The organism is Cupriavidus pampae (genome assembly GCF_914271485.1).
Lineage (GTDB): Bacteria > Pseudomonadota > Gammaproteobacteria > Burkholderiales > Burkholderiaceae > Cupriavidus > Cupriavidus pampae.
Genome location: NZ_CAJZAG010000010.1, coordinates 135,223 through 159,410 on the forward strand (window position 1 = coordinate 135,223; position 24,188 = coordinate 159,410).

20 protein-coding genes are annotated in these 24,188 nt (G+C 64.8%); 7 read left to right on the plus strand and 13 right to left on the minus strand.

All coding sequences use genetic code 11. The features are described from left to right. Window positions 1-20: 20 nt before the first annotated feature. The 6 genes from LDO41_RS24665 to LDO41_RS24690 all read right to left on the minus strand — a co-directional run bounded on the left by LDO41_RS24665 (window position 21) and on the right by LDO41_RS24690 (window position 6,961). Window positions 21-1,562 (minus strand): methyl-accepting chemotaxis protein, encoded by a 1,542-nt coding sequence (locus LDO41_RS24665; RefSeq protein WP_223993083.1) that lies wholly within the window; start codon window positions 1,560-1,562, stop codon window positions 21-23. Window positions 1,563-1,625: 63 nt separating this feature from the next. After that, entirely contained in the window at window positions 1,626-2,198 is a 573-nt protein-coding gene (locus tag LDO41_RS24670; protein WP_223993084.1) for a histidine phosphatase family protein, read from the minus strand. Between the two features lie 53 nt (window positions 2,199-2,251). Then, a complete protein-coding gene (locus LDO41_RS24675; protein ID WP_377743192.1) occupies window positions 2,252-3,523 on the minus strand; it encodes an MFS transporter in 1,272 nt (423 codons plus the stop codon). Between the two features lie 539 nt (window positions 3,524-4,062). After that, window positions 4,063-4,467, minus strand: coding sequence for an FKBP-type peptidyl-prolyl cis-trans isomerase (locus LDO41_RS24680; protein ID WP_223993086.1), 405 nt, complete (start codon window positions 4,465-4,467; stop codon window positions 4,063-4,065). Between the two features lie 105 nt (window positions 4,468-4,572). Beyond that, window positions 4,573-5,559: a Bug family tripartite tricarboxylate transporter substrate binding protein gene (locus tag LDO41_RS24685; RefSeq protein WP_377743017.1), complete on the minus strand. Its 987-nt coding sequence runs from the start codon at window positions 5,557-5,559 to the stop codon at window positions 4,573-4,575. 43 nt (window positions 5,560-5,602) lie between these two features. Further along, window positions 5,603-6,961, minus strand: a complete 1,359-nt coding sequence (locus LDO41_RS24690; protein WP_223993088.1) for a class-II fumarase/aspartase family protein — start codon at window positions 6,959-6,961, stop codon at window positions 5,603-5,605. A 222-nt stretch (window positions 6,962-7,183) separates the two neighbouring features. On the opposite strand from LDO41_RS24690, the gene LDO41_RS24695 reads away from it, so the two are divergent. Continuing rightward, window positions 7,184-7,915: a GntR family transcriptional regulator gene (locus LDO41_RS24695; protein WP_223993090.1), complete on the plus strand. Its 732-nt coding sequence runs from the start codon at window positions 7,184-7,186 to the stop codon at window positions 7,913-7,915. A gap of 98 nt (window positions 7,916-8,013) precedes the next feature. Then, window positions 8,014-9,510, plus strand: a complete 1,497-nt coding sequence (locus tag LDO41_RS24700; RefSeq protein WP_223993092.1) for a fumarate hydratase — start codon at window positions 8,014-8,016, stop codon at window positions 9,508-9,510. 21 nt (window positions 9,511-9,531) lie between these two features. Here LDO41_RS24700 and LDO41_RS24705 read toward each other — a convergent pair whose 3' ends face one another. Further along, a complete protein-coding gene (locus tag LDO41_RS24705) occupies window positions 9,532-10,464 on the minus strand; it encodes a dihydrodipicolinate synthase family protein (RefSeq protein ID WP_223993093.1) in 933 nt (310 codons plus the stop codon). A 65-nt stretch (window positions 10,465-10,529) separates the two neighbouring features. Between LDO41_RS24705 and LDO41_RS24710 the strand changes: the two genes are divergently transcribed. After that, window positions 10,530-11,489 carry a LysR family transcriptional regulator gene (locus LDO41_RS24710; RefSeq protein ID WP_223993094.1) on the plus strand — a complete coding sequence of 320 codons (960 nt, stop codon included), beginning with the start codon at window positions 10,530-10,532 and terminating at the stop codon, window positions 11,487-11,489. On the opposite strand, the gene LDO41_RS24715 is transcribed toward LDO41_RS24710, so the two are convergent. Next, window positions 11,429-13,213, minus strand: a complete 1,785-nt coding sequence (locus tag LDO41_RS24715; RefSeq protein ID WP_223993095.1) for an IlvD/Edd family dehydratase — start codon at window positions 13,211-13,213, stop codon at window positions 11,429-11,431. The genes LDO41_RS24710 and LDO41_RS24715 overlap by 61 nt on opposite strands. 49 nt (window positions 13,214-13,262) lie before the next feature. After that, a complete protein-coding gene (locus LDO41_RS24720) occupies window positions 13,263-14,258 on the minus strand; it encodes a Bug family tripartite tricarboxylate transporter substrate binding protein (RefSeq protein WP_223993096.1) in 996 nt (331 codons plus the stop codon). Between the two features lie 225 nt (window positions 14,259-14,483). On the opposite strand from LDO41_RS24720, the gene LDO41_RS24725 reads away from it, so the two are divergent. Further along, entirely contained in the window at window positions 14,484-14,939 is a 456-nt protein-coding gene (locus LDO41_RS24725) for a hypothetical protein (RefSeq protein WP_223993097.1), read from the plus strand. Between the two features lie 38 nt (window positions 14,940-14,977). After that, a complete protein-coding gene (locus LDO41_RS24730) occupies window positions 14,978-15,673 on the plus strand; it encodes a dienelactone hydrolase family protein (RefSeq protein WP_223993098.1) in 696 nt (231 codons plus the stop codon). Between the two features lie 18 nt (window positions 15,674-15,691). On the opposite strand, the gene LDO41_RS24735 is transcribed toward LDO41_RS24730, so the two are convergent. From LDO41_RS24735 to LDO41_RS24750, 4 genes are all read right to left on the minus strand, one after another. Further along, window positions 15,692-17,215, minus strand: coding sequence for a tripartite tricarboxylate transporter permease (locus LDO41_RS24735; protein ID WP_223993099.1), 1,524 nt, complete (start codon window positions 17,213-17,215; stop codon window positions 15,692-15,694). Window positions 17,216-17,225: 10 nt separating this feature from the next. Then, window positions 17,226-17,732, minus strand: a complete 507-nt coding sequence (locus LDO41_RS24740; RefSeq protein WP_223993101.1) for a tripartite tricarboxylate transporter TctB family protein — start codon at window positions 17,730-17,732, stop codon at window positions 17,226-17,228. A 70-nt stretch (window positions 17,733-17,802) separates the two neighbouring features. Beyond that, window positions 17,803-18,828: a Bug family tripartite tricarboxylate transporter substrate binding protein gene (locus tag LDO41_RS24745; protein ID WP_223993103.1), complete on the minus strand. Its 1,026-nt coding sequence runs from the start codon at window positions 18,826-18,828 to the stop codon at window positions 17,803-17,805. A 119-nt stretch (window positions 18,829-18,947) separates the two neighbouring features. Next, entirely contained in the window at window positions 18,948-20,153 is a 1,206-nt protein-coding gene (locus tag LDO41_RS24750; protein WP_223993105.1) for a pyridoxal-phosphate-dependent aminotransferase family protein, read from the minus strand. Window positions 20,154-20,402: 249 nt separating this feature from the next. Between LDO41_RS24750 and LDO41_RS24755 the strand changes: the two genes are divergently transcribed. Together LDO41_RS24755 and LDO41_RS24760 are read left to right on the plus strand one after the other, a co-directional pair. Next, window positions 20,403-21,095 carry a GntR family transcriptional regulator gene (locus LDO41_RS24755; protein WP_223993107.1) on the plus strand — a complete coding sequence of 231 codons (693 nt, stop codon included), beginning with the start codon at window positions 20,403-20,405 and terminating at the stop codon, window positions 21,093-21,095. Window positions 21,096-21,150: 55 nt separating this feature from the next. Next, complete coding sequence (locus LDO41_RS24760) at window positions 21,151-24,186, plus strand: FAD-binding and (Fe-S)-binding domain-containing protein (RefSeq protein WP_223993109.1); 3,036 nt, start codon at window positions 21,151-21,153, stop codon at window positions 24,184-24,186. Window positions 24,187-24,188 lie beyond the last annotated feature (2 nt).

A 24,188-nucleotide genomic window follows, 5' to 3' on the forward strand; every position in this document is an offset into this window, starting at 1 on the left:
AATCATATTTAAACGGTCTCTTAAGCAGCGAGGCGGAAGATCGCTACCGCTTCCTTGAGCCGCTGGGCCTGCTCTTCGAGCGAGCCCGCGGCTGCCGCGGCCTGTTCGACCAGCGCCGCGTTCTGCTGCGTCACGGTATCCATCTGTGTGACTGCCTGATTGACCTGCTCGATGCCGGCGCTCTGCTCCGCGGAGGCCGCGCTGATCTCGCCCATGATGTCCGTCACGCGCTTCACCGCGCTGACAATCTGCTCCATGGTCTGACCTGCTTCCGAGACCAGTTCCGAACCCCGCTCGACGCGTTCCGCGGAGTCACCGATCAGCGACTTGATCTCCTTGGCCGCCGTCGCGCTACGCTGCGCGAGGCTGCGCACCTCGCCGGCCACCACCGCAAAGCCACGACCCTGCTCGCCCGCACGAGCGGCTTCCACCGCGGCGTTCAACGCGAGGATGTTGGTCTGGAACGCAATGCCTTCGATCACGGCGATGATGTCCACCACCTTGCGCGAGGCACCGCTGATCTCTTCCATCGTGTTGACCACCTGGCCCACCACTTGGCCGCCCTTGATCGCGACATCGGAGGCGTTGACGGCCAGCGAACTCGCCTGACGCGCATTGTCGGCGTTCTGGCGCACGATGCCCGTCAGCTCCTCCATGCTCGACGCGGTTTCCTCGAGCGACGAGGCCTGTTCCTCGGTGCGTTGCGACAGATCGGTGTTGCCCACGGCGATCTGGCTCGTGCCGGTGGCAATCGCTTCGGTGCCGTGCCGCACTTCCTGCACGATGCCGAGAATGTTTTCGTTCATCTCGCGCAGCGCCTCGAGCAACTGGCCGGTTTCATCGGTACTGTCCACGTCGATACGACTGGTCAGGTCACCCGACGCCACGGTACGCGCAATGCCTACCGCGCGATGCAGCGGCCGCGTGATGCCAATGGTCAGCCAGAACGCGAAGCCGGCACCGATCGCCAGCATCACCACGCCCAGCGCGATCATTTGGTTGCGTGCGGCCAGGTAGGTATCGTTGATTTCCTTCGCGGTTTCGTCGATCGACGCACGCTGGATATCGAGCAGCTTCTGGATCTCGGCAAGGTAGGCGTCGCCAGCAGGGACGAACTCGGTCTCGAGCACCTTGTTCGCGTCGTCTGCCTGGCCCTCTTTTTTGAGGCGCGCGATCTTGTCACGCGAATCGTTGTACGGGTTGCGCACCTGCAGGATCTTCTGGAACGCGGCCTTCTCGGCATCCGACTGCAGCATCGGCTCGATCTTGTCGCGCATGGCGGCGATCGTGTCGGCCGACCACTTGGTCTCTTTCGCAAAGAACGCCCCGAGCGTGGGATCCGAACTCTTCGCCGTCGCGGTCGTGCGGCGCACGCTCGCATACATCAGCCGGTACCAGTCGCTGACGATACGTTCCTTGGCGAGCGGCTCCTGCATCATGGCATGCGTGTGGCTCGCCACGTCCTGCAGGCGCGACATGCCATAGACGGTCATGAGGAGGGACAGGAACAATACGACGCCAAAGCCGATGCCGAGGCGTACGCCAATACCGAGGTTTTTCATTTCGTCTGCCTGATGAGTGCCATTGGGCAAACTATCGGCAGGAGATAGGGTTTACTTGAATGTCTATTCCAGTACCCGGACCCGGCGCGGCCCGCCCTGCACGGGCAACTCGATGGCTACGCCGCCCGCGCTACGCGCGCCGTAACCGGTCAGCGCGCCTATGTTGACCTGATGCGTCACCAGCAGATACGGTCCGCCGCGCGGATCGAGGCGATCGATGAAGCGGGAGAGCGATTCGGTCTGCGCGGTACGTGTTCCGCTATCGGCTTCGAAGAATGAATTGAGCAGAGGCTCTACGTGCACCGGCCCAAAGTTCATCAGTCGGGCCGTGTCCTGACAGCGGCACCACGCGCTGCTCAGCACGCGTGTGGGATTGAACCCGGCCGCTTTCCACGCGGCACCCAGCGCGCTGGCCTGCTCCCGGCCAGAGGCATCGAGGTTGCGCTGGGTGGCGCAGTCATCGAGACGGAATGACGGCGGATCGCCGACGCCCGGTGCATTCGCGTGGCGAATCAGCACGACCACATTCGGGCGCCGAAGCTCGGCAGGCGTCATCGATGACGGTTGCGCTGCGCACAGCGACGATAGCGTCAACAGGACCAGCAGCAGGACAGGCAAGAGTCGGGAGATCGCCATCGCGGACTCCGGCAGCGGACGAATCTCTCCAACATAGCACGCGCGCGACGTGTCTATCCCTCCGCCACCTTGGCCGGTACCACCGCGTGCCCCATCGCGCTGAACACGTACGGCACGAGCGCGATGACGACGATCACCGCAGCGGTGCCGAAGATCACGCCGTAGGTCAACGCGTTCGGCCACAGGCGATCGTGACCGGCATTGGCGATGATGCCGAAGCCCCACGACGTGAGCGCCGAGCCGAGAAAGACAAAGGAGTTGAGGACGCCGAGCCCGCGTCCACGCTTGGCCGGCGGCAGCAAGCTGCGGCCCTGCGCCATAACCAGCGGATGCAGCATGCCGATGGTCGTCAGCAACGCCATGCACGCGACGCTCGTCACCACGCCATGACCGGGCCAGAGCGCGAGCGCCAGCGCGCCGCAGGTGGCGAAACAGGCCCAGCCCATGATCGTGCGCTTGAGCGTGGTGCGTCGGACCAGCACCGGCAGCAGAAACGCGGTGGCGAAGCCGGTGAGGCTCAGCAGCGTCAGCGCGATGCCGCGCGTGCCTGCGGCCAGGCCGTACACGGTGGCCAGATACGGACCGCTCCATGCGTTGCGAAACGCGGTCCCTGCCGCCATCGCCACGCACAGCGGAATCAACAGCCACAGGGATCGCATGCCGAGCAATCGCGCGCTGTCGGCCAGCATCGCGCCCATCGGCGCATGGCGCGCTTCCGCGTGGCCACTATCGCGTACATGACGCCATACGCCATAACAGGCGGCGACCATGCAAAGCGCGGAGATGCCCATCGCGTAGCGCCAGCCGAGCCATTGCGACATCCATCCCAACGGCGCCGTGGCACACAGCGCGCCAATCATGCCCATCGCATTCGAGCGGCTGACCTCGCGCATGTACCGCTTCTCGTCGAGGTGTTCCGAGGCGAAGTGCATCAGGCCCATAAACACTGGTGCACAGGCCAGTCCGAGCCCCACCTGTGCGAGCATCGCCGCGCCACCGCTCGGTGCCAGCACGAACATGATCGCGGAAACGGCACCAACGCCGAGTAGCAGCGAGGTGGGACGGCCCACGCCATAGCGGTCGAACGCCAGGCCCACCGGGATCTGCGCGGCGGCGAAGGCAAGGAAGAAACACGAGGACATCGTGCCGAAGCCCGCCGGGGACAACGCGAAATCGTGCTGCAGTTCGGGCGCAATCACCGCCAGGCAGCTGCGATAGAACTGGCTCAGCACGAACGCGAACGTCAGGAGGGTGATGCCACGGTTGGCATCGAGCGTCCCAGTGGCGGAGATGCCATGGGCGCGGGCTTGGGCGTCGTCGGCCACAGGCGCTGGGGGGCGCTGCACGGTCCGATCGCTGGCCGGATTGTTCAACTTGCACTCTCTTTTCAAAATCCTGCCGTTCTGCAGGGCAGGCGCGAATTCTGGGTTCGCGAATGGAGTTGCAATTCTACTCGTCCCGCGCCGCACCTCATTGTTCGCGGCGCCGATCAGTGCTTACGTGGAATAGGCCTTCCAGCGATCGGGACCTTCATCGTCATCAGTCGCCAGCACAATCGCCTGCCGGCATCGTGCGCATAGATAGACATGCGCGCTACCTTGCGATGTCCTCGACAACGCGGCGGATCTCGCCAGATGCACGTGGGGTGGGACATGGCCGGGACGGCCGATGAGCCGCATGCATAGCTCGCACGGGTTCATGGACATGACTGCGCTCCATGGCTGCATCTCGCGCCGCACGGAATTGCTGCGCCGCAGCACAAATCCAGTATAGGAGCAGTCTCTGACGATGCAAACATCGCGCTTCAAAAAAGAACGCCCTCGAATGAGGGCGTCGTATGCGTCACTGAAGCGTTCTACCGAGCTCAGCTACCGATGCCGAGCAGTTCCACTTCGAAGTTCAGCGTCGCGTTCGGCGGAATCGCGCCCGGCACGCCGCGCGCGCCGTACGCCGTCGAGGCCGGGCAGGTCAGCTTGGCCTTGCCACCCACCTGCATCTTCTGCACGCCTTCGGTCCAGCACGGAATCACGCGGTTGAGCGGGAACGAAATCGGCTGACCACGCTTGTACGAACTGTCGAACTCGGTGCCGTCCGTCAGCGTGCCGCGATAGTGCACCTTCACGGTGTCCGTCGCCTTCGGTGATGCGCCCGTGCCCTTGGTCAGATGCTGGATCGTCATGCCCGAAGGCAGCGTCTCAGGCGCGGACTGTTGAGCGTGCGCCGCGCCGGCGAGGGCCAGGGCCGCGATAAGGAGCGAGAGTTTCTTCATGGATGGCTTCGGTGTCGAATCGAACTTCGACGTTGAGGGGAAACCTCGAGTGTACCCCCTTCGGCACCCTGATTTCCCTCCCACCCGCTCGGCAAACCTTCGTGCTCAGTCCAGCTTGATGTTCGCGTCAGCGATCACCTTCTTCCATTTCACGACTTCGCTCGCGGTGTGCTGCGTCAGTGCGGCCGGCGCGTATTGCGCGTCGGGCAGCATCTGAATGCCCTGGTCAGCCAGCCGCTTGACGAAGGCCGGATCCTGCAGCGCCTTGCCCCACGCCGCATAGACGCGCGCGACCACTTCCTTCGGCACGCCCTTGGGCGCGTACAGGCCATACCACGTCGAGGCTTCGAAGCCCGGCACCACGGTCTCCGCCACCGTTGGCACCTGCGAGAACTGCGGCACGCGGCGCGTGGCCGTCTGCGCAATGCCGCGCACCTTGCCACCGCTGACCTGCGGGAGCGCGGTGTTGGTCTGGTCGAACATGCCATCGACCTGTCCCCCCATCACGTCGGTCAACGCCGGACCCGCGCCCTTGTAGGCCACCGGCGTGATCTTGATACCGGCCTTCTGCGCGAACATCGCCGCGACCAGATGCGAGGTGGAACCGACGCCCGCATTGCCGAAGTTCAGCTTGCCCGGGTTCGCCTTCGCGTGCGCCACGAGGTCCTGCACGGTCTTGTACGGCGAGTTGGCACCGACCAACAGCACCAGTGGCGTATCCGGGAAGCGGAACACGCCCTCGAAATCCTTGACCGGGTCGTAGGAAAGCTTGCTGTACAGCGACGGTGCCGCGGCCATATAGCCAACGTGGCCAACCAGGAACGTGTAGCCATCGGCTGGTGCGCGCGCGGCCTTGGCCGCGCCTACCGTGCCGCCCGCGCCCGGGGCGTTCTCGATGAGAATCGGCTGGCCGATCTCACGCGATACGCGGTCCGCGATATTGCGCGCAAGCGCATCGGTGGGACCACCGGCCGCGAACGGCACGACCCACGTGACGGGCTTGGTGGGATAGGTCTGGGCGTGGGCCATGCCTGCCGCGAGGCAGAGTGCGGGCAGCATCCAGCGCGTGAGTGTCGAGCCAATGAGTGTCATGTTGTCTCCTTCTATGTAGTGTCGCGAGCCTGATGGCGGGCGATCAGCGTCCGATGCGGGTGTCTTCCACCACTGCAAGCGTCATGCGTTCGGCGGCGCCGAGGTAGTTGGCGGGATCGGTCAGTTCGCGAATGCGCGGCTCGCCAAGGCGGGCCACGATGTCGGCGTTCTCGCAGAGCACCGCGTACAGCGTGCGCTTGTGCTCGATGGCATCGCGGCAGGCGTCATAGACGACGTCGTGCGCCTGCTGGCGGCCGATCTCGGGCGCGAGTCCCATCATCACGGCCTCGGCCACGATAAGCCCGCCGGTCAGGTCGAGGTTCGCGCGCATGCGGCCGGTATCGACCGACAGGCCCTTGAGCATGAACGCGGCCTGGCCGAGCGCGCTCGAAGCCAGCAGGAAAGCTTCCGGCACGGCGCTCCATTCGAGGTGCCACGGGCCGGTGGCGCGTTCGAAGTCCTGGATCATCGCGTCGAGCATCAGCGCAGCGCGTTCGCGCAGCAGCTTGGCCGCCGCAAGCATCAGTTCGCTCGAGATCGGATTGCGCTTCTGCGGCATCGTGGAACTGGCGCCACGGCCTTCGACAAACGGTTCGGCCACTTCGCCGAACTCGGACGAGGCCATCGTCATCACGTCGAACGCGATCTTGCCCAACGAACCACCGATCGCCGCGAGCAACGACACCAGTTCGACCAGCCCGTCGCGCGCCACATGCCACGTAATCTTGGGGTCGCGCAGGCCAAGTTCCTCGGCGAGATTGGCGCGCACGGTCAAGCCGATATCGGTGCGGCCCAGCGACGCGAGCGTGCCCGCCGCGCCACCGAACTCCACCAGCAGCGCGCGCCGCTTCGCTTCGGCCAGGCGCTCGGCATGCCGATTCAGCGCCGACAGCCACACCGCCGCACGAAAGCCGAAGGTCACGGGCAGCGCGTGTTGCAGGTGTGTGCGACCAGCAGTGACCGTCTGCGCGTGTTCCGCCGCCAGCTTGGCCAGCGCGCCGCGCACTTCGTCGAGCTGAGCCTCGATGATGTCCACGGCCTGCTTGCACTGAAGCATGGTCGCGGTGTCCATGATGTCTTGCGTGGTCGCGCCCCAGTGCACGTAGCGGCCGGCCTCGCCGCACATCGCGGACAGTTGGCGCACCAGCGGCAGGATCGGGTAGCCGACGATCTCGGTTTCCACGCGCATGGCGTCGAGGTCGATGTCCTCGAGGCGCGCGCGCTCGGTGATGTGTCGCGCGGCATCGGCGGGAATCAGCCCGGCACGCGCCTGCGCGCGGGCGAGGCCCGTCTCGGCATCGATGCAACGCGCGACGTAGGCGCGATCATCGAATACGGCGCGCATCTGGGGCGTGCCAAACATGTCGCGGAACAGAACGGAGTCGAATACGGTAGTGGCCATGACTATCCAAATATGTCTAGCTAAAAAATATGTTTGAACATATTCTAGGGATAGCGAGGCGCGCGGGTCAAGGTCAAATCCAGGGGGGTATACCCGCAACGGATGCCGAGCCGCTCGCGCTTTTGCCGCCGCTGTTGACACAATCCAATCGCGCGCTTGGCTTGCAGGTCGGGTATCGTTAGCATCTGCATCCTCATTCACCCACCCAACTTCCCGCGATTTATGGAGCCACGCCACGCCGAGCTGACCAAGGCGCTCATTCAGGACATCACCAGCGGCGTCTATCCGGTCGGCTCCAGCCTGCCCGGCGAGCTCGAGCTTGCCGACAAATACGGCGTCAGCCGCGGTACCGTGCGCGTCGCGCTCACCCGCATCCAGGACCTCGGCATGGTGTCGCGCAAGAAGCGCGCGGGCACGCGCGTGGAAGCCTCCGCGCCGCAGTCGGGCGAGTACATGCCACGCCTCTCGTCGATCGACGAGCTCGTGCAGTACGGCGCGGCCACCGTGCGCAAGATTCATGGTGCGCGCGAGGTCGTGATGGATATCGAGCTGGCCGCGCATCTGGGCTGCCAGCCCGGCTCGCGCTGGCTGCACATCCCCACCTCGCGTACCAATCCGGCGGCACCCGATCATCCGGTCGCGTGGTCCGATGTGTACGTGACCGCCGCCGACGGCGCCAAGATCAAGAGCAAACTCAAGACATCGGAAGGCTTGATCTGCGAACTGGTGGGCCAGACCTCCGGACGCCTGGTGAAGGAAATTCACCAGACCGTGCGTGCCATCGGCATTCCGGCGCCGCTCGCGCAAACCCTCGGTACCGCGCCCGGCGCGTATGCGCTCGAGTTCGTGCGGCGCTATTACGACCAGTCGGACCGATTGTTCGAAGTGGTGGTCAGCGTGCATCCGGCTGATCGCTTCTCGTATTCGACGGTGCTGCAGCGTCAGGCCCTCTGAGGTCATCGCGACGGAGAGCAGGCAACAACGGCTTTCGCGCCGCGCCGCTTTGTGCGAATATGTTTAAACATATTCCGCGAGCAAAGCCGGAGCCCCACATGACCGTCGTCTTCCAGGAAGACATCGCCGACAGCGTCGCCGATGCCCTCCAGTTCGTCAGCTATTACCATCCCGCCGATTTCGTCGAAGCGCTGCGGCGTGCCTGGGACGCCGAGCCGCCCGGCGCCGCGCGCAGTGCGCTGACGCAGTTGCTGGTCAACAGCCGCATGGCCGCGCGCGGGCATCGGCCACTGTGCCAGGACACCGGCGTCGCACAGGTCTTTCTACGTGTCGGCATGGGCGTGCGCCTGGCCACGCGCGACGGCAGCGCGCTGCGCAGCCTGCAGGAGGTCGTCAACGATGGCGTGCGGCGCGCCTACACGCTGCCCGCAAATCCGCTACGCGCGACCATGGTCAACTCGCCACTGGGCGCGCGCCGCAATACCGGCGACAACACCCCCGGTTTCGTCGATGTCGAGCTCGTGCCCGGCGATACCGTCGAGATGATCGTGGCGGCCAAGGGCGGGGGCGGCGACGTCAAGGCGAAGTTCACCACGCTCAATCCGAGCGATTCGCTCGTCGACTGGATCCTCGACGCGATTCCGCAAATGGGCGCGGGCTGGTGTCCGCCCGGCGTGCTCGGCGTGGGTATCGGCGGCACGCCCGAACAAGCGATGCTGGCTGCCAAACGTTCCCTGTTCGCACCGATCGATATCCAGACTTTGCGCGCGCGCGGGGCGGCCGACGAGGTGGAGCAACTGCGGCTGGAGCTGTACGACCGCATCAACGCGCTCGGCATCGGCGCGCAGGGGCTCGGCGGGTTGACGACCGTGCTCGACGTCAAGGTGCGGGCGCTATCGAGCCACGCCGCGGCGCTGCCGGTCGCTCTGATTCCCAACTGCGCAGCCACCCGCTTCGTTCGATTCACGCTCGACGGCACCGGACCCGCGACCTTCGTGCCGCCGGACGCTTCGGTCTGGCGCGATATTCCCGACGCGATGCCCGCGGAAGCCGACGCGCTCACGGTGGACCTCGATACGCTGACCGCGGACAGCGTGGCGCAATGGAAGGTGGGACAGACGCTACGTTTGCGCGGCCGCCTGCTGACCGCGCGCGATGCCGCCCACAAGCGGCTGATGGCGATGCTCGATGCGGGCGAACCGCTACCGGTGTCACTGCGCGATCGGGCGATCTATTACGTGGGACCCGTCGATCCGGTTGGCGATGAAGCGGTGGGTCCGGCGGGGCCGACCACCTCCACGCGCATGGACAAGTTCCTGCCGCGCCTGCTGGCCGAGACCGGCCTGCGCGTGATGGTCGGCAAGGCCGAACGTGGCCCCACCGCGATCGCGGCGATTCGCGACAACGGTGCGGCGTACCTCACCGCGGTCGGTGGCGCCGCCTATCTGATCTCGCGCGCGATCCGCAAATCGCGCGTGGTGGCATTCCCCGACCTCGGCATGGAAGCCATGTACGAATTCGAGGTCGAGGACATGCCTGTCACCGTTGCGGTGGATGCGCGCGGACGCTCCATCCACACGGTGTTCCAACGTTAAGGACGTGGCGGTCGCACTCGCTCAATCAACCAGCGCGCGCGGATCGTGCCGCGCAAGACGACGCAACAGATGATCGACCTCGGCGCGAGCCGTCGCGGACATCGTCGCGGCCGGCTTGCGTTGCGCGGCCGACGTCAGCAATCCACGCCGCATCATCACGTACTTGCGCACAGCCAGGCCTGCGCCCGGCTGTTGTTCGTAGCGCAGCAACGGCAGGTGCGCGTCGAACAGATCGTGCGCGGCCTCGCGCTCGCCCGCGGCGTTGAGCCGCACCACATCGCACAGCATGTCGGGGAAGCAATAGCCCGTGTTCGCGCCATCGGCACCGCGCTCCACCTCGTAGTCGAGGAACAGGCCGTTGTTGCCGCACAGAATCGAGATATGCCGCATCGAGCCGTCCTTCTCGAAACCACGCAACGTGGAGATTTTTTCGAGACCGGGCCAGTCCTCATGCTTGAGCATCGCGCATGACGGCAGCTCGGTGACGATGCGGCGGATCACGCCCGGCGTCATTTGCACCGAGAACGTCAGCGGATAGTCCTGGAGCACAAACGGCACGTCGTCACCGATCGCTTCCACAGCCTGCCGGTAGTAGCCAACGATCTGGTCGTCGGTACGCAGCGTGTTGGGCGGGGCGATCATCACGCCGGCGGCGCCGCGCTCCATGACCTCGCGCGTCAGCGCGCGCATCGCCGCGAAGCCGGGCGCGGACACGCCCACCACCACGGGCAATTGGCCGGCACGACGGATCATGCGCGCGGCCACATCCACCGATTCGCCATGCTCGAGCTTGGGCGCTTCCCCGAGCTGACCCAATACCGTGATGCCGGTGGCACCGCATTCGAGATAGAAGTCCGTCAGCCGGTCGATGGACGCGGTGTCGATGGTGCCGTCATCGAGAAACGGGGTCGGTGCAATCGGGAAAACGCCCTTGGCGTCGGGGGTCAGCAGCATGATGTCTCCTGGATTGGGGGAATGCTTTCGGATGCAACCGCCATGAAACTTGTTAGCATGGCGGCATGGATGTCCGATTCCTGCAAAGCTTCGTTACCGTCGTCGACGTGGGCTCCCTCGCGGAGGCCGCGCGCCGGCTCGACCTGACGCCCGCCGCCATCGCCGCGCGTCTGCACGCGCTCGAGGAAGAGCTCGGCGTCCCGCTGGTGCGACGCGCCGGACGATCGGTGGTGCCCACCGAAGCGGGCATCCGCATTCTCGATCGCGCGCGTCAGGTCATTCGCGATATTCGCGACATGGGGTCGGTCGCCATCGGCGACGCCTCGCTCGGCGAATTCCGCCTCGGCTCGTTCGTCACCGCCATGGGTAGCATCGTACCGCCACTGCTCGGTCAGCTCTACCGTCGTCATCCGAACGTCAGTCTGTTCGTCAAACCCGGCCGATCGATTGAACTGTGCGAGAGCCTCACGCGCGGCGAGCTCGATGCGGCCATCGTCGTCGAACCGCAGTTCGCGGTGGCCAAGGGTTACCAGTGGGCCGAGTTCATGGCCGAGCCGCTGGTGGTGGTGGCGCCCGCGTCGATGGCCGGTCGCGATCCGCACGCGTTGCTCGCGAACGAGCCGTTCATTCGCTACGATCGTTCCGTGCTCGGCGGCCAGCTCGCGGATCGTTATCTGCGCGATCACGGTATCCGCCCTCATCAGCGGCTCGAAGTGGATGGGTTGATGGTGATCGCGGCGCTGGTCGCGGAAGGTCTCGGCGTGGCGCTCGTGCCCGACTGGCGGCCGATGTGGCAGAGCGGGCTCGCGATCGCGCGTTGCCCACTGCCCGATCGCGCGCCGGTCCGACGCGTGGGCCTGATCTGGTCGACACAGGGACCACGCGCGTCGCTGTCCGAGGCGTTGCTGGCCGAAGCGCGCGCACTGTTCACGCATCCGCTTGCATCGGACAGCACCGCGCTCGATCACTCGGGGGTCTTGCCGCGTGCCTCCGGCAGGCGCAGGAAGTCGAAGTCCACGCCCTGATCCGCCTGCGTGACCGTCTGCAGGAATAGCTTCAGGTAACCGCGCGATGCGGTCGGCTCGACCACCGGCGACTCCGCGCGACGACGCGCGAGTTCGTCGTCCGATACCAGCAGACTCAGTTCACGCCCGCTGACGCTCAGGCGGATACGGTCACCCGTGCGCACAAGCGCGAGCGGCCCGCCCACCGCCGCCTCCGGCGTGACGTGCAGCACCACGGTACCAAACGCGGTACCGCTCATGCGACCGTCGGAGATCCGCACCATATCTTTGACGCCCGCGCGCGCGAGCTTGCGCGGAATCGGGATATAGCCGGCCTCGGGCATGCCGGGCGCGCCCTTCGGTCCGATATTGCGCAGCACGAGGATATCGTCGGCGTTCACGTCGAGGTCGTCGAGGTCGATGCGCTCGACCAGATCCTGCGAGTTCTCGAACACCACCACGCGCCCCTCATGCTCCATGAGCCTGGCATCGGCCGCTGACTGCTTGATGATCGCGCCGCCCGGTGCAAGGTTGCCGTTGAGCACCGCGATGCCGCCCTGCGGGTAGATCGGATTCTTGATCGAACGCACGACATCCTGCGGGAACGGCTCGCCCGCCGCGTCAATTTCCTCGCCAAGCGTGCGCCCCGTGACCGTCAGTGCATCGAGGCGTAGCAGGGGGCGCAGCTCGCGCAGCAGCGTGGCCATACCGCCGGCCTTGTGGAAGTCCTCCATGTAATGCTGGCCCGTGGGCTTGAGGTCGAGCAGCACCGGGGTCTCGCGACCCATGCGGTCCAGCGCCTGCATGTCGATATCGAGGCCCATACGGCCCGCGATCGCCGCAAGGTGGACTATGCCGTTGGTCGAGCCGCCGATCGACAGCAACACGCGAATCGCGTTCTCGAACGCCGCGGGCATCAGGATGCGATCGATGGTCAGACGCTCCTTCGCCATTTCCACCGCGCGCGCGCCGGTCAGCTCCGCCATGCGGATGCGATCGGCAGTCACCGCGGGCGGCGTGGCCGAGCCGGGCAGGCTCATGCCGAGCGCTTCGGCAATGCACGCCATGGTGCTGGCCGTACCCATCACCGAGCAGGTACCGACGCTGGCCACCAGCTGGTTGTTGACCTGGCCGGTCTCTTCCTCTCCGATCTCGCCCGCGCGGAACTTGCCCCAGTAGCGGCGGCAGTCGGTACACGCGCCCACGCGTTCGCTGCGATGCGAACCCGTGAGCATCGCGCCGGTCACCAGCTGGATCGCCGGTACGCCGGCCGATGCCGCGCCCATCAGTTGCGCGGGCACGGTCTTGTCGCAGCCACCGATCAGCACCACCGCGTCCATCGGCTGCGCGCGGATCATCTCCTCGGTGTCCATCGACATCAGGTTGCGCAGGTACATGCTGGTCGGCGCGGCAAAGCTCTCGTGTACCGAGATCGTCGGGAACGACATCGGCAGCCCGCCCGCGAGCATGATGCCGCGCTTCACCGCCTCGAGCAGCTGCGGCATGTTGCCGTGGCACGGGTTGTAGGCACTGCCCGTGTCGGCGATGCCGATCACGGGCCGGTCCAGCGCGCTGTCCGTATAGCCGGAGCCCTTGATAAAGGCCTTGCGCAGGAACAGCGAAAAGCCCAGATCGCCGTAATTGGTCAGCCCCTTGCGCAGGCCGCTGCCACTGCCGGCGGGCTGGCTTTGCTGGGCGTCGTTGGGGGCGTCGGCACCCTTGGGGTCGTTCGGTTTCCGGGTCATGGTTATGTCAGGCTTTCTTCAACGAAACAAAAAATAAACGGCAGGCGGATCAGCTGTCGGACTTGATCTGCGCTTCCGTGATCACCTTCTCCCAGCGGTTCACCTCGGTGCGCAGCCGCTCGGCGGACTTGTCGGGCGAGGTCGGCGCGGCGGCGTACACGCCCTGCTTCAGGAACTGTTCCTTGACCTCGGGATTTTCCAGCATCTTCGCGATGGCCGCGTTCAGACGCTCGATGATCGCCGGCGGCGTGCCGGTAGGCGCGAGCACCCCGAACGTCGAGGCCACTTCGAGCTGGGGCATGCCGGCCTCGGTGGCCGACGGTACGTCCGGCAGCATCGAGATGCGCTTCGGCGCCGCCACCGCGAGCGCGCGCAACTGGCCCGCCTTGATGAACGGCTGCGCGGCGGGTACGGTCTCCACCATCATATTGACCTGTCCGGCCACGAGGTCAGTCATCGCCGGGCCGCTGCCCTTGTACGGTACGTGGACCATGTCGATGCCGGCTTCCTTCTTGAACAGCTCGGCGGCCATGCGTTGCGGCGCGCCGGCACCCGACGATGCGTAGTTGAGCTTGCCGGGATTGGCCTTGCCATACTGGATCAGCTCCGGCAGCGTATGGACCGGCAGCTTCGGATTGACTACCACCACGAGCGGCACCGAGCCGACCACCATCACGGGCGCGAAGTCCTTGATCAGGTCGTAGCGCAGCTTGCCCTTCTCGAGCGTGGCCATGGTCGAGTGCGAAGTGAGCGCACCCATCAGCAGCGTGTACCCGTCCGGCGCGGACTTCGCCACCACCTCGGCGCCGATATTGCCGCCCGCGCCACCGCGGTTGTCCACCACCACCTGCTGACCCAGCGCGTCGCCGAGCTTCTGCGCAATGATGCGGCCGATGACGTCGGTGGCACCGCCCGGCGGGTAAGGCACGACCAGCCGGATGGGCTTGTCGGGATAGGCGGCGTAGGCGGGAATGGCGCACGGCAGTGTCAGCAACAGGCAAAGCGTGGCGCCCAGCGCGCGGCGCCGGCTTTTGTGGGTGGTCATCGTTGTCTCCTGATAGGTCTTTTTATGGGGGAGCACGTCTTGGCGATGCACCGCGCTGCCCGGGGACAGTCTCGCGCTGTCGGGAAGAAGAAAAAAGCGATTATGAGACTGATGAACCAAAAAATTTCTATGGTTTAGGCATAGTGGTTCAGCGATGAGAAAAGTCTCATTACTCTATTTAGGCGGGATTTTGCTTGCGCTAGATCAAACAGCACGCGGATAGCCATGACGCGCTGCGGCGATGGTGGAAGAATGCGGCGCATTGCAATCGTGAAGGAGAGTGAGGTGGTGGATATTCAGCACTGGAGCATGCTCGGAGGCGTCGCTGTGGCCACGGTCTCAGGCGTTTTTTACATTCTGAACTTCGTCCTGACACGGATGGACAAGAAAGTAGACTTGGTCATTGCCGTGATGAATCATGGGTTCGACCATGTCAATAAGCGCTTCGATCTGGTCGACCAGCGCTTCGAGGATGTAGACAAGCGCTTTGAACAAGTAGACAAACGCTTTGAGCAAGTAGACAAGCATCTGGAACGCCTGGAGACGCGCATCGACCGCCTGGATGTTCGCATGGAGCGCGTGGAACTTCAGGTAAGGGGCATCGATACTCGCCTGCAGCGGGTGGAACTGCGTATCGGAGAGCAGCCTTCTGTCATAGCTCCGCCGCGCCACGGCTGCTAAGCTCAAGCTTTCCCTTGACGCTCACCAGGAGACCCACCATGTCCCAGCGCATTTCCATCGACACCGCCGACGGCAGCTTTGCCGCGTACCTTGCCACGCCGGACCCGGCCAACGCGCGGGGTTCCGCCATTGTGGTGATTCAGGAGATCTTCGGTATCAACGCCGACATGCGCGAGACCTGCGATAACTTTGCGCGCGACGGCTTCGTGGCGATTTGCCCGGATCTTTACTGGCGGCTCGAGCCCAACGTCGAACTGACCGACAAGACCAAGGAAGAATGGGACAAGGCGTTCGCGCTACTGAACGCGTTCAACGTGGACAAGGGTGTCGAAGACATCGCCACCACCATCGCCCACACGCGCAAGCTGCCCGGCGTGACCGGCGGCGTCGGCACCGTGGGCTTTTGCCTCGGCGGCCTGCTGGCCTACCTGACCGCCACGCGCACGGATACCGACAGCGCGGTGTCGTACTACGGTGTCAATCTCGACAAGTTCCTCGGCGAAGCCGGCAAGATCAAGAGCCCGCTGCTGATGCATATCGCCGAGGAAGACGAATTCGTGCCCGCCGAAGCACGCGCGAAGATCATCGAGGCGCTCAAGGACAACAAGCACGTCGAGATCCACACATATCCCGGCTGCCAGCACGCCTTCGCGCGCAACAACGGCATCCATTACGTCGATGCCGCCGCCAAGGCCGCCAACGCCCGCACGCTGAAAGCGTTCGAGGCGATGTAAGCAGCCCCGCGGCCGCCTTCAATCCGTCGCGCCCTGCGTCTGCAGCGCGCGGCGGCGCTTGCGGGCATCGATCATGCCGCCAAACACCGGCCACACCAGCACCAGAATCGCCAGGCCCATGATCGTGCCGACCAGGCCGTTGGACCAGAACACGTTCATCTCGCCCTGCGACATCAGCATGGTCTGACGGAACGAATCTTCGGCACGATCGCCAAGCACCAGCGCGAGCACGAGTGGCGCCAGCGGATAGTCGAGCTTCTTGAGCACATAGCCGACCACGCCGAAGATCAGCATGAGCCAGACGTCGAACATCGCGTTATGCACGGTGTACGCACCGATCGCGCAGACCACGAGGATCAGCGGCGCGATGATCGCGAACGGAATGCGCAGGATCGCCGCGAACAACGGCACCGTAGAGAGCACCACGATCAGGCCGGCCAGATTGCCAAGGTACATACTCGCGATCAGGCCCCACACGAACGTCTTCTGTTCCGTGAACAGCAGCGGTCCCGGCTGCAGGCCCCAGATCATCAGGCCACCAAGCAGCACCGCAGCGGTGGCCGAACCCGGAATGCCGAGCGCCAGCATCGGCAGCAGCGCACTGGTACCGGCCGCGTGCGCGGCGCACTCGGGCGCGATCACACCTTCGACATTGCCGCGGCCGAAGGTCTCGCGATTACGCGCGAACTTCTTGGCCACGCCATAACCCATAAACGACGCGGCGGTCGCGCCACCCGGCGTCACACCGAGCCAGCAGCCGATGATCGACGAACGGATCAGCGTCATCCAGTAGCGTGGCAGCTCGGCCCAGGTCTTCAGCACGACCTTGAGGTCGATGTCGGCGCGCTTGCCACGAAACGCAATGCCCTCCTCCATCGTCATCAGGATTTCGCTGATGCCGAACAGACCGATCACGACAACAAGGAAGTCGAATCCACGCAGCAGCTCGGTGGAACCGTACGTCATGCGCAGCGTGCCCGAGACCGTGTCCATGCCCACCGCTGCCAGCGCAAAGCCGATGCACATCGCAATCACGATCTTCGACTTCGCTTCCTTGCCCATGCCGATAAAGCTGCAGAACGTGAGGAAGTAGACCGCGAAGAATTCCGGTGGCCCAAAGCGCAGCGCAAACTTCGCCACCAGCGGCGCGAGGAACGTGATCAGCAGCACGCCGGCCAGCGCGCCGAGGAACGAGCCGGTGAACGCCGAGGTCAGCGCGCGGCCGGCCTCGCCCTGCTGCGCCATCGGATACCCGTCGAAGGTGGTCGCCACGGACCACGCCTCACCGGGAATATTGAACAGGATCGACGTGATCGCCCCGCCGAACAATGCGCCCCAGTAAATACAGGAGAGCATGATGATCGCCGAGGTAGGCTCCATCGAAAACGTCAGCGGCAGCAGGATCGCCACGCCGTTGGGACCACCCAGGCCCGGCAGCACACCCACCACGATGCCAAGCAGGATGCCCGCGAGCATCAGCGCCACGTTGTGCCACGACATCGCTACCGCGAAGCCGCCCATCAATGCATTGAGTTCTTCCATCGCCGCCTCCTCAGAATCCGAGAGCCGCTTCGAGCGGACCCTTCGGTAGCGGCACGCGGAACTGCATCTCGAAGATCCAGAACAGCGCCACATTGATCAACACACCGGTAGCAATCGAACGCCACCACGAGAACTTGCCGATCGCGATCATGAAGCCGGTGATAAACACCGCGGATGCCACGTAGATGCCAAGAAAGGCAATGAGCGATATATAGACGGTGAGCGGCACGAGAATCACGCCCACCTGCCTGAGCTGCGTCCAGGTGACGAACGTCTCGCTAGCTTCCATACGCCACGCGTGCCACAACACGAACAGGCACGCGATGAAAATAATCGCGCCGATGCGCAACGGAAAATAGCCCGCTTCGGGGCCGTCCGGCGCCCAGCCCGCGCCAATGCTGTAGTTGCTGACCATCACCACCACGGCGCCGGCAGCGATCAGCAGTGCCACGACGATTTCCGCCGTGCGTACCGTGATCGCCGCCGGTGCCGCGACGTCCTGTGGGTGCTCGCCCATGATCGGGTCTCCTGGAATGCCATCGGGAATCCCCTCTCCATGCCGTGGAGAGGGGCACAGCCAGCGCGCGTCAGCGCGCGGCGGTCACAAAGCCTGCGGCCTTGATGATGTCCTTGTGGCGATTCTCGTCGGCGGTCAGGAAGTCCGTGAGCTTCTGGCCGACCAGGAAGTCGTTCTTGAGCGCGTTCTTCTCGAGGTATTCCTTCCACTCGGGCGTGGCCACGACCTTCTGCATCAGATCGACGTAGAACTTCTGCTGATCCGGCGTGACGCCACCGGGCAGCATGAACACGCGCAGCATCTGATATTCGACGTCGAGACCCGCTTCCTTGCAGGTGGGGATGTCACCCCAGCTTTGCGTAGCGGTGACCTTGGCCGAGTACTGCATGCGTGAGGGCGCGAACACGCACAGCGCGCGATGCTCGCCCGCGCGCCATTGGCCAATCGATTCGGAAGGATTGTTGACGTTGGAGTCGATGTGCTTGCCCGACAGCTGCGTGGCCGCTTCGCCGCCGCCCTTGTATGGGATGTAGATAAAGCGCACACCGGCCTTGCGTTCCGTCTGCGCGGTGATGATCTGGTCCTCGCGCTTGGAACTGGTGCCGCCCATCTTGAGCTTGCCCGGCTGTTTCTTGGCCTCGGCCAGATAGTCGGCCACCGTCTTGTACGGATCCTGCGCATTGGTCCACAGCACGAACTCGTCCTGTGCCACCATCGCCACCGGCGTCAGGTCACGCCAGTTGAACGGCAGCTGACTGACCATCGGCACCGTGTACAACGCTGACGAGGTGACCAGCAGCTTGTGCGGATCGCCCTTCGACGCCTTGGTGTCCATCAGTCCTTCCGCACCACTCGCGCCCGCCTTGTTGATGACGATCATGGGCTGATTCATCAGCTTGTTCTTGGCGATGATGCCCTGGATCGAGCGCGCCATCTGATCGGACGCTCCTCCCGCGCTGAATGGCACCACCAGCTCCACCGGCTTGGTGGGTTCCCACGCGAACGCCGGCGCTACCAATCCGCCGAGCAACGATGCACACGCGAGCGCGCGTGCGGGGGCCTGCAACTTCCTCTGCAAACTTCCTCGTAACAGCATGGCTTGTCTCCTTTTGATGGATGCCGTGCGGTCTGCTGCCGCATCGGCTCTTGTTGCCACAACTTGCTGCGCGCCCGGCGGCGCCTTACGTACCGAAGCCGGAATCAGGCCGCCGGGAATCAGGCTGCCCTCAAGGCCGGTTGCGCCGCGGCGGCGCGCAGGCTTTCCATCGCCGCGAGCACCCCACCGGTCTGGTGCGGCACCTTCGCGAGCGCGAGGCCCATCTCCACGCCGGCGAGCGTACCCATCAGCGTCAGATCGTTGAAGTCGCCAAGATGCCCGATGCGGAAGATCTTGCCGGATACCTTCGACAGCCCCTGGCCCAGCGACATGTTGAAGTTCTCGAGCACGATCTTGCGGAACGCGTCGGCGCTATGGCCTTCCGGCATGACCACGGCGGTCAGCGCGGGGCTGTATTCGGCGGGGTTCTGGCACAGGATCTCGAGACCCCAGCCATGCACCGCGGCTCGTGTGGCCTCGGCATGGCGCTTGTGGCGCGCGAACACGTTCGGCAGGCCTTCCTCGAACAGCATGTCGCACGCTTCGGACAGGCCGTAGAGCAGGTTGGTCGCGGGCGTGTAGGGCCAGAAGCCATTCTTGTTGGCTTCGATGATCTCGTCCCAGCCCCAGAACGCCTTGGGCAGCTTCGACTTGGCCGACGCCGCGATCGCCTTGGCGCTCACCGCGTTGAACGAGATGCCCGGCGGCAGCATCAGACCCTTCTGCGAGCCCGACACGGTGACATCGACCCCCCACTCGTCGTGGCGATAGTCGACCGAGCCCAGCGACGAGATCGTATCGACCAGCAGCAGGGCCGGATGGTTGGCCGCATCGATGGCGCGCCGCACGGCCGCGATGTCCGACGTCACGCCCGTGGACGTTTCGTTGTGGACCACGCAAACCGCCTTGATCGTGTGATTGCGGTCCTCGGCCAGACGCGCGCCGATGGCGGCCGCGTCCACACCGTGACGCCAGTCGCCGCCGAGGAATTCGGAAACCAGGCCGAGCTTGTCCGCCATGCGCTTCCACAGCGAGGCGAAGTGGCCAGTCTCGAACATCAGGACGTTGTCACCGGGCGACAGCGTGTTCACCAATGCCGCTTCCCACGCGCCGGTGCCCGACGCGGGATAGATCACCACAGGCTGTGCGGTCTGGAAGACCTTGCGGATATCGGCGAGCACCTTCTTGCCCAGTTGCTGGAACTCGGGGCCGCGGTGGTCGATGGTCGGGTAGTCCATCGCACGCAGTACGCGATCCGGCACATTGGTCGGCCCGGGAATCTGCAGGAAGTGGCGGCCGCTCGGATGGGAATTCAGTCGGATCATATCGCCTCGTCGTCTCAATTTGAATTTTGTATTCAAAAAACAGGGATGCACTGCGGGACTGGCTTACGGGATAATGTTGGGCGGCTTTCGCGCCGTCTATCCTGAAGAAAGTCCTTATAAATCAACGTATATCTGGATTATCCGTCGCCTTTTTCGTCAACTTTGACGTGTCCGGCGGCACTCGCATGCAGTTCGTGCTTGCCCCAGAGTAGGTTTTGAATACAATACTGTCAAGCCGCGAAATTACCAATGAGCCTCAATCCAACTCCTTCCTCTCAGGCCGTAGACCGCCAGATCCTGCATGTGGCAGTGGCCCAGCGCCTGCGCGCCATGATCCTGGAAGGCGAACTCGCGCCCGGCACGCGGCTCAACGAGCGGGTGCTCTGCGATCAATTGCAGGTGTCACGCACGCCGTTGCGCGAGGCGTTCAAGGTGCTGGCCGGCGACGGCCTCGTGACGCTGCTGCCGAATCGCGGCGCCGAGGTAGTCCAGCTGTCGCAGGAAACCATCGACTATCTGTTCGAGATGATGGGCGCGCTGGAGGGACTCTCCGGCGAGCTCGCCTGTGAACGCATTACCGACGCCGAACTCAACGAGATTCGCGCGTTGCACTTCGAGATGCTCGCCTGCCACGCGCGGCGCGATCTCCCCAATTACTACTCGCTGAACCGCCGCATTCACGACGCGATCAATGCGGCGGCACGCAATCCGATCCTCGAGGAGACCTATCGACGAATCAACCTGCGCATCCAGGCGCTGCGCTTTCGCTCGAACTTCGATCAGGAAAAATGGGATATGGCCGTGCTCGAGCACGGTGCGATGCTCGATTGCCTGGCGAAGCGCGACGGCGCGGGCCTGCGTGACATCCTGCGCGCGCACCTGAAGCACAAGCGCGACGCGCTGATTGCCGAACTAGAACGCGTACAGGGCGCCGCCGCCTGATCCTGCAGCACAGGGGCGGGCCCGAGTACGTGCAGCACCCGGAGACCCCACGCTCATGGCATTGCCGACCACCCCCACGCCACCCGGCGTGCAACCGCTTCACTTCATGCCACGCGGCGGCGCGGCGCCCACGCAGCAATCGCCGCTCTATCGACGGCTCGCGGCGGAATTGCGCGGCGACGTGCTGTTCGATGCCGCCAGCCGCGGTCGCTATTCGACCGACGCGTCGATCTATCAGGTCATGCCGATCGGCGTGGTGGTACCGCGCGACGAGGCCGATGCGCGGCTCGCGCTCGATATCGCGCGCGATCTCCACGCGCCGCTACTGCCGCGTGGCGGTGGCACCAGTCAATGCGGCCAGACCGTCGGCGAGGCGCTGGTCATCGACAACAGCAAATGGCTGAACCAGGTGATTGATTTCGATCCGATCGCGCGCACGGTCACCGTGCAGCCCGGCATCGTGCTCGATCATCTGAATGCATGGCTCAAGCCGCACGGGCTGTGGTTCCCGGTGGATGTCTCCACGGCCGCGCAATGCACGATCGGCGGCATGACCGGCAATAACTCGTGCGGGTCTCGCTCGATCCAGTACGGCAATATGGTGCACAACGTGCTCGGCATCGAGGCGATCCTCGCCAACGGTGACGAAGTGCGCTTCGACGGCGGCTGGCCTGACGATGGCGCGCCGCATCGCGCGATTGCCGATGGCGTGCGGCGCATTGCGCAGCGCGAGCGCGACGCCATTGCGGAGATGTACCCGCACGTGCTGCGACGGGTCGGCGGCTACAACCTCGATATCTTCGCGCCGCAGAGCGAGCGCCCTTATACCGAGGATGGCAGCGTCAACCTCGCGCATCTGCTGGTGGGCTCCGAGGGCACGCTGGCGTACTTCAAGCGCATCACGCTGCAGCTTGCGCCGCTGCCCACGCACAAGACGCTCGGCGTGGTGAATTTCCCGACGTTCTATCAGTCGATGGACCTGACGCGGCATATCGTCGGGCTGCGACCTGCAGCGGTCGAACTCGTCGATCGGACGATGATCGATTTGTCGCGCCGCAATCCGGCGTTCCGTCCGGTGATCGAACGCGCGCTGGTCGGTGAGCCCGAGGCGATCCTGCTCGTCGAATTTGCGAGCGAAGACCGCGCAGCCACCGAGCGCGGTCTTGCGCAACTGGTCGAGCTGATGGCCGACCTCGGTTTGCCGGGGTCCGTCGTCGAGATGCCCGAAGCCGGTCCGCAGAAGGCACTGTGGGAGGTACGCAAGGCCGGCCTCAATATCATGATGAGCATGAAAGGAGACGGCAAACCCGTGTCCTTTATCGAGGATTGCGCGGTGCCACTCGAGCATCTGGCCGAGTACACCTCGCGCCTGACCGAGGTGTTTCACAAGCACGGTACGCGTGGCACCTGGTATGCGCATGCGAGCGTCGGCACGCTGCACGTGCGGCCGATTCTCGATATGCGGCGCGATGGTGCGGCCAAGATGCGCGCGATCGCCGAGGAAGCGGCCGCGATGGTGCGCGAATACAAGGGCGCGTACTCGGGCGAGCACGGCGACGGCATCTGCCGCGGCGAGTGGGTGGCGTGGCAGTTCGGGCCGTCGCTGAACCGCGCGTTCGAGGAAGTGAAGGCGTTGTTCGATCCCGACAATCGTTGCAACCCCGGCAAGATCGTGCGCACGCCGCGCATGGACGATGCCACGCTGTTTCGCTTCCCGCCGAGCTATACGGTCAAGCCGCTGGTGCCCGCGCTCGACTGGTCCGCGTGGAACGTCACGCGCGATCCCGTCACCGAACTGGAGAGCGCGCCGGGTACCGGGCTCGATCCCGCGCGTGGTCTCGCGGCGGCGGTCGAGATGTGCAACAACAACGGTCATTGCCGCAAGTTCGATGCGGGCACGATGTGTCCGAGCTATCGCGTCACGCGTGACGAACAGCATCTGACGCGCGGGCGAGCCAACACGCTACGCCTTGCGCTGTCGGGCCAGCTTGGTCCCGATGGCATTCTCGATCCGGCGGTAAAGGACACGCTCGATTTATGTGTGTCGTGCAAGGGCTGCAAGCGCGATTGTCCGACCGGCGTCGACATGGCGAAGGTCAAGATCGAGGTGCGCGCCGCGCACGCGCGTGCGGGAAATCTGCGCGTGCGCGATCGTCTGGTGGCGTGGCTGCCGCGCTATGCCGGCATGGCGAGTCGCATGCCGTGGCTGTTCAACCTGCGCGACAGCATTCCGGGGCTGCCGCAATTGAGCGAACGGCTGCTTGGCATTTCCGCGCGACGGTCGTTGCCGCGCTGGCAGGCTGCGTTCGTCGATGAGCGCTATGTGCCGAAGCCGGGCGCGAGTACCGACGCAAGCAAGGAAGTCGTGCTGTTTGTCGATACGTTCAACAACCACATGGAGCCCGAGAACGCGCGCGCGGCACAGCGCGTGCTCGAACGTGCGGGTTATACGGTGCACCTGTCTGCCGTGCCGGGCGAGCGGCCGCTGTGCTGCGGTCGCACGTTCCTTGCGGCCGGGCTTGTCGATGAGGCCAAGGCCGAGGCCCGGCGCGCGCTCGATGCGCTGCTGCCGTTCGTATCGCGTGGGGTGGCGGTGGTCGGACTGGAACCGTCGTGCCTGCTGAGCATGCGCGACGAGTTTCTGCAGTACGGTTATGGCGACGCCGCGCGGACGCTTGCTGCCAACGCATTCCTGTTCGAGGAGTTTCTTGTGCGCGAGCATGCGGCTGGTCGGTTCGCGCCGACGCTCAACACCATCGGCAAGTCACGCGCGATGCTGCACGGTCACTGTCATCAGAAGGCCTTCGACGCGGTGCGGCCCATCGAGCAGGTACTCGGATGGATTCCGGGGCTGAAGGCCGAGCTGATCGAGTCGTCGTGCTGCGGCATGGCGGGGAGCTTCGGTTACGAAGCGGAACATCACGATGCGTCGATGCGCATGGCCGAGTTGTCGTTGCTCCCTGCCGTGCGCAAGGCCGGCGACGATGCGCTGATCGTCGCCGACGGTACCAGCTGTCGCCATCAGATCCACGATGGCGCGCAGCGGGAGGCGCTGCACGTGGCACGTGTGCTGGAGATGGCGATGCGTTGAAG

Bases quoted from the DNA above. Each gene is read 5' to 3' on its own strand.
- LDO41_RS24730 (WP_223993098.1), top strand. From the start codon at position 14,978: ATGTCCCAGCGCATTTCCATCGACACCGCCGACGGCAGCTTTGCCGCG.
- LDO41_RS24760 (WP_223993109.1), top strand. From the start codon at position 21,151: ATGGCATTGCCGACCACCCCCACGCCACCCGGCGTGCAACCGCTTCAC.
- LDO41_RS24710 (WP_223993094.1), top strand. From the start codon at position 10,530: ATGGATGTCCGATTCCTGCAAAGCTTCGTTACCGTCGTCGACGTGGGC.
- LDO41_RS24705 (WP_223993093.1), bottom strand. From the start codon at position 10,464: ATGCTGCTGACCCCCGACGCCAAGGGCGTTTTCCCGATTGCACCGACC.
- LDO41_RS24720 (WP_223993096.1), bottom strand. From the start codon at position 14,258: ATGACCACCCACAAAAGCCGGCGCCGCGCGCTGGGCGCCACGCTTTGC.
- LDO41_RS24685 (WP_377743017.1), bottom strand. From the start codon at position 5,559: ATGACACTCATTGGCTCGACACTCACGCGCTGGATGCTGCCCGCACTC.
- LDO41_RS24690 (WP_223993088.1), bottom strand. From the start codon at position 6,961: ATGGCCACTACCGTATTCGACTCCGTTCTGTTCCGCGACATGTTTGGC.
- LDO41_RS24745 (WP_223993103.1), bottom strand. From the start codon at position 18,828: ATGCTGTTACGAGGAAGTTTGCAGAGGAAGTTGCAGGCCCCCGCACGC.
- LDO41_RS24725 (WP_223993097.1), top strand. From the start codon at position 14,484: ATGACGCGCTGCGGCGATGGTGGAAGAATGCGGCGCATTGCAATCGTG.
- LDO41_RS24670 (WP_223993084.1), bottom strand. From the start codon at position 2,198: ATGGCGATCTCCCGACTCTTGCCTGTCCTGCTGCTGGTCCTGTTGACG.
- LDO41_RS24735 (WP_223993099.1), bottom strand. From the start codon at position 17,215: ATGGAAGAACTCAATGCATTGATGGGCGGCTTCGCGGTAGCGATGTCG.
- LDO41_RS24680 (WP_223993086.1), bottom strand. From the start codon at position 4,467: ATGAAGAAACTCTCGCTCCTTATCGCGGCCCTGGCCCTCGCCGGCGCG.
- LDO41_RS24755 (WP_223993107.1), top strand. From the start codon at position 20,403: ATGAGCCTCAATCCAACTCCTTCCTCTCAGGCCGTAGACCGCCAGATC.
- LDO41_RS24695 (WP_223993090.1), top strand. From the start codon at position 7,184: ATGGAGCCACGCCACGCCGAGCTGACCAAGGCGCTCATTCAGGACATC.
- LDO41_RS24715 (WP_223993095.1), bottom strand. From the start codon at position 13,213: ATGACCCGGAAACCGAACGACCCCAAGGGTGCCGACGCCCCCAACGAC.
- LDO41_RS24750 (WP_223993105.1), bottom strand. From the start codon at position 20,153: ATGATCCGACTGAATTCCCATCCGAGCGGCCGCCACTTCCTGCAGATT.
- LDO41_RS24700 (WP_223993092.1), top strand. From the start codon at position 8,014: ATGACCGTCGTCTTCCAGGAAGACATCGCCGACAGCGTCGCCGATGCC.
- LDO41_RS24665 (WP_223993083.1), bottom strand. From the start codon at position 1,562: ATGAAAAACCTCGGTATTGGCGTACGCCTCGGCATCGGCTTTGGCGTC.
- LDO41_RS24740 (WP_223993101.1), bottom strand. From the start codon at position 17,732: ATGGGCGAGCACCCACAGGACGTCGCGGCACCGGCGGCGATCACGGTA.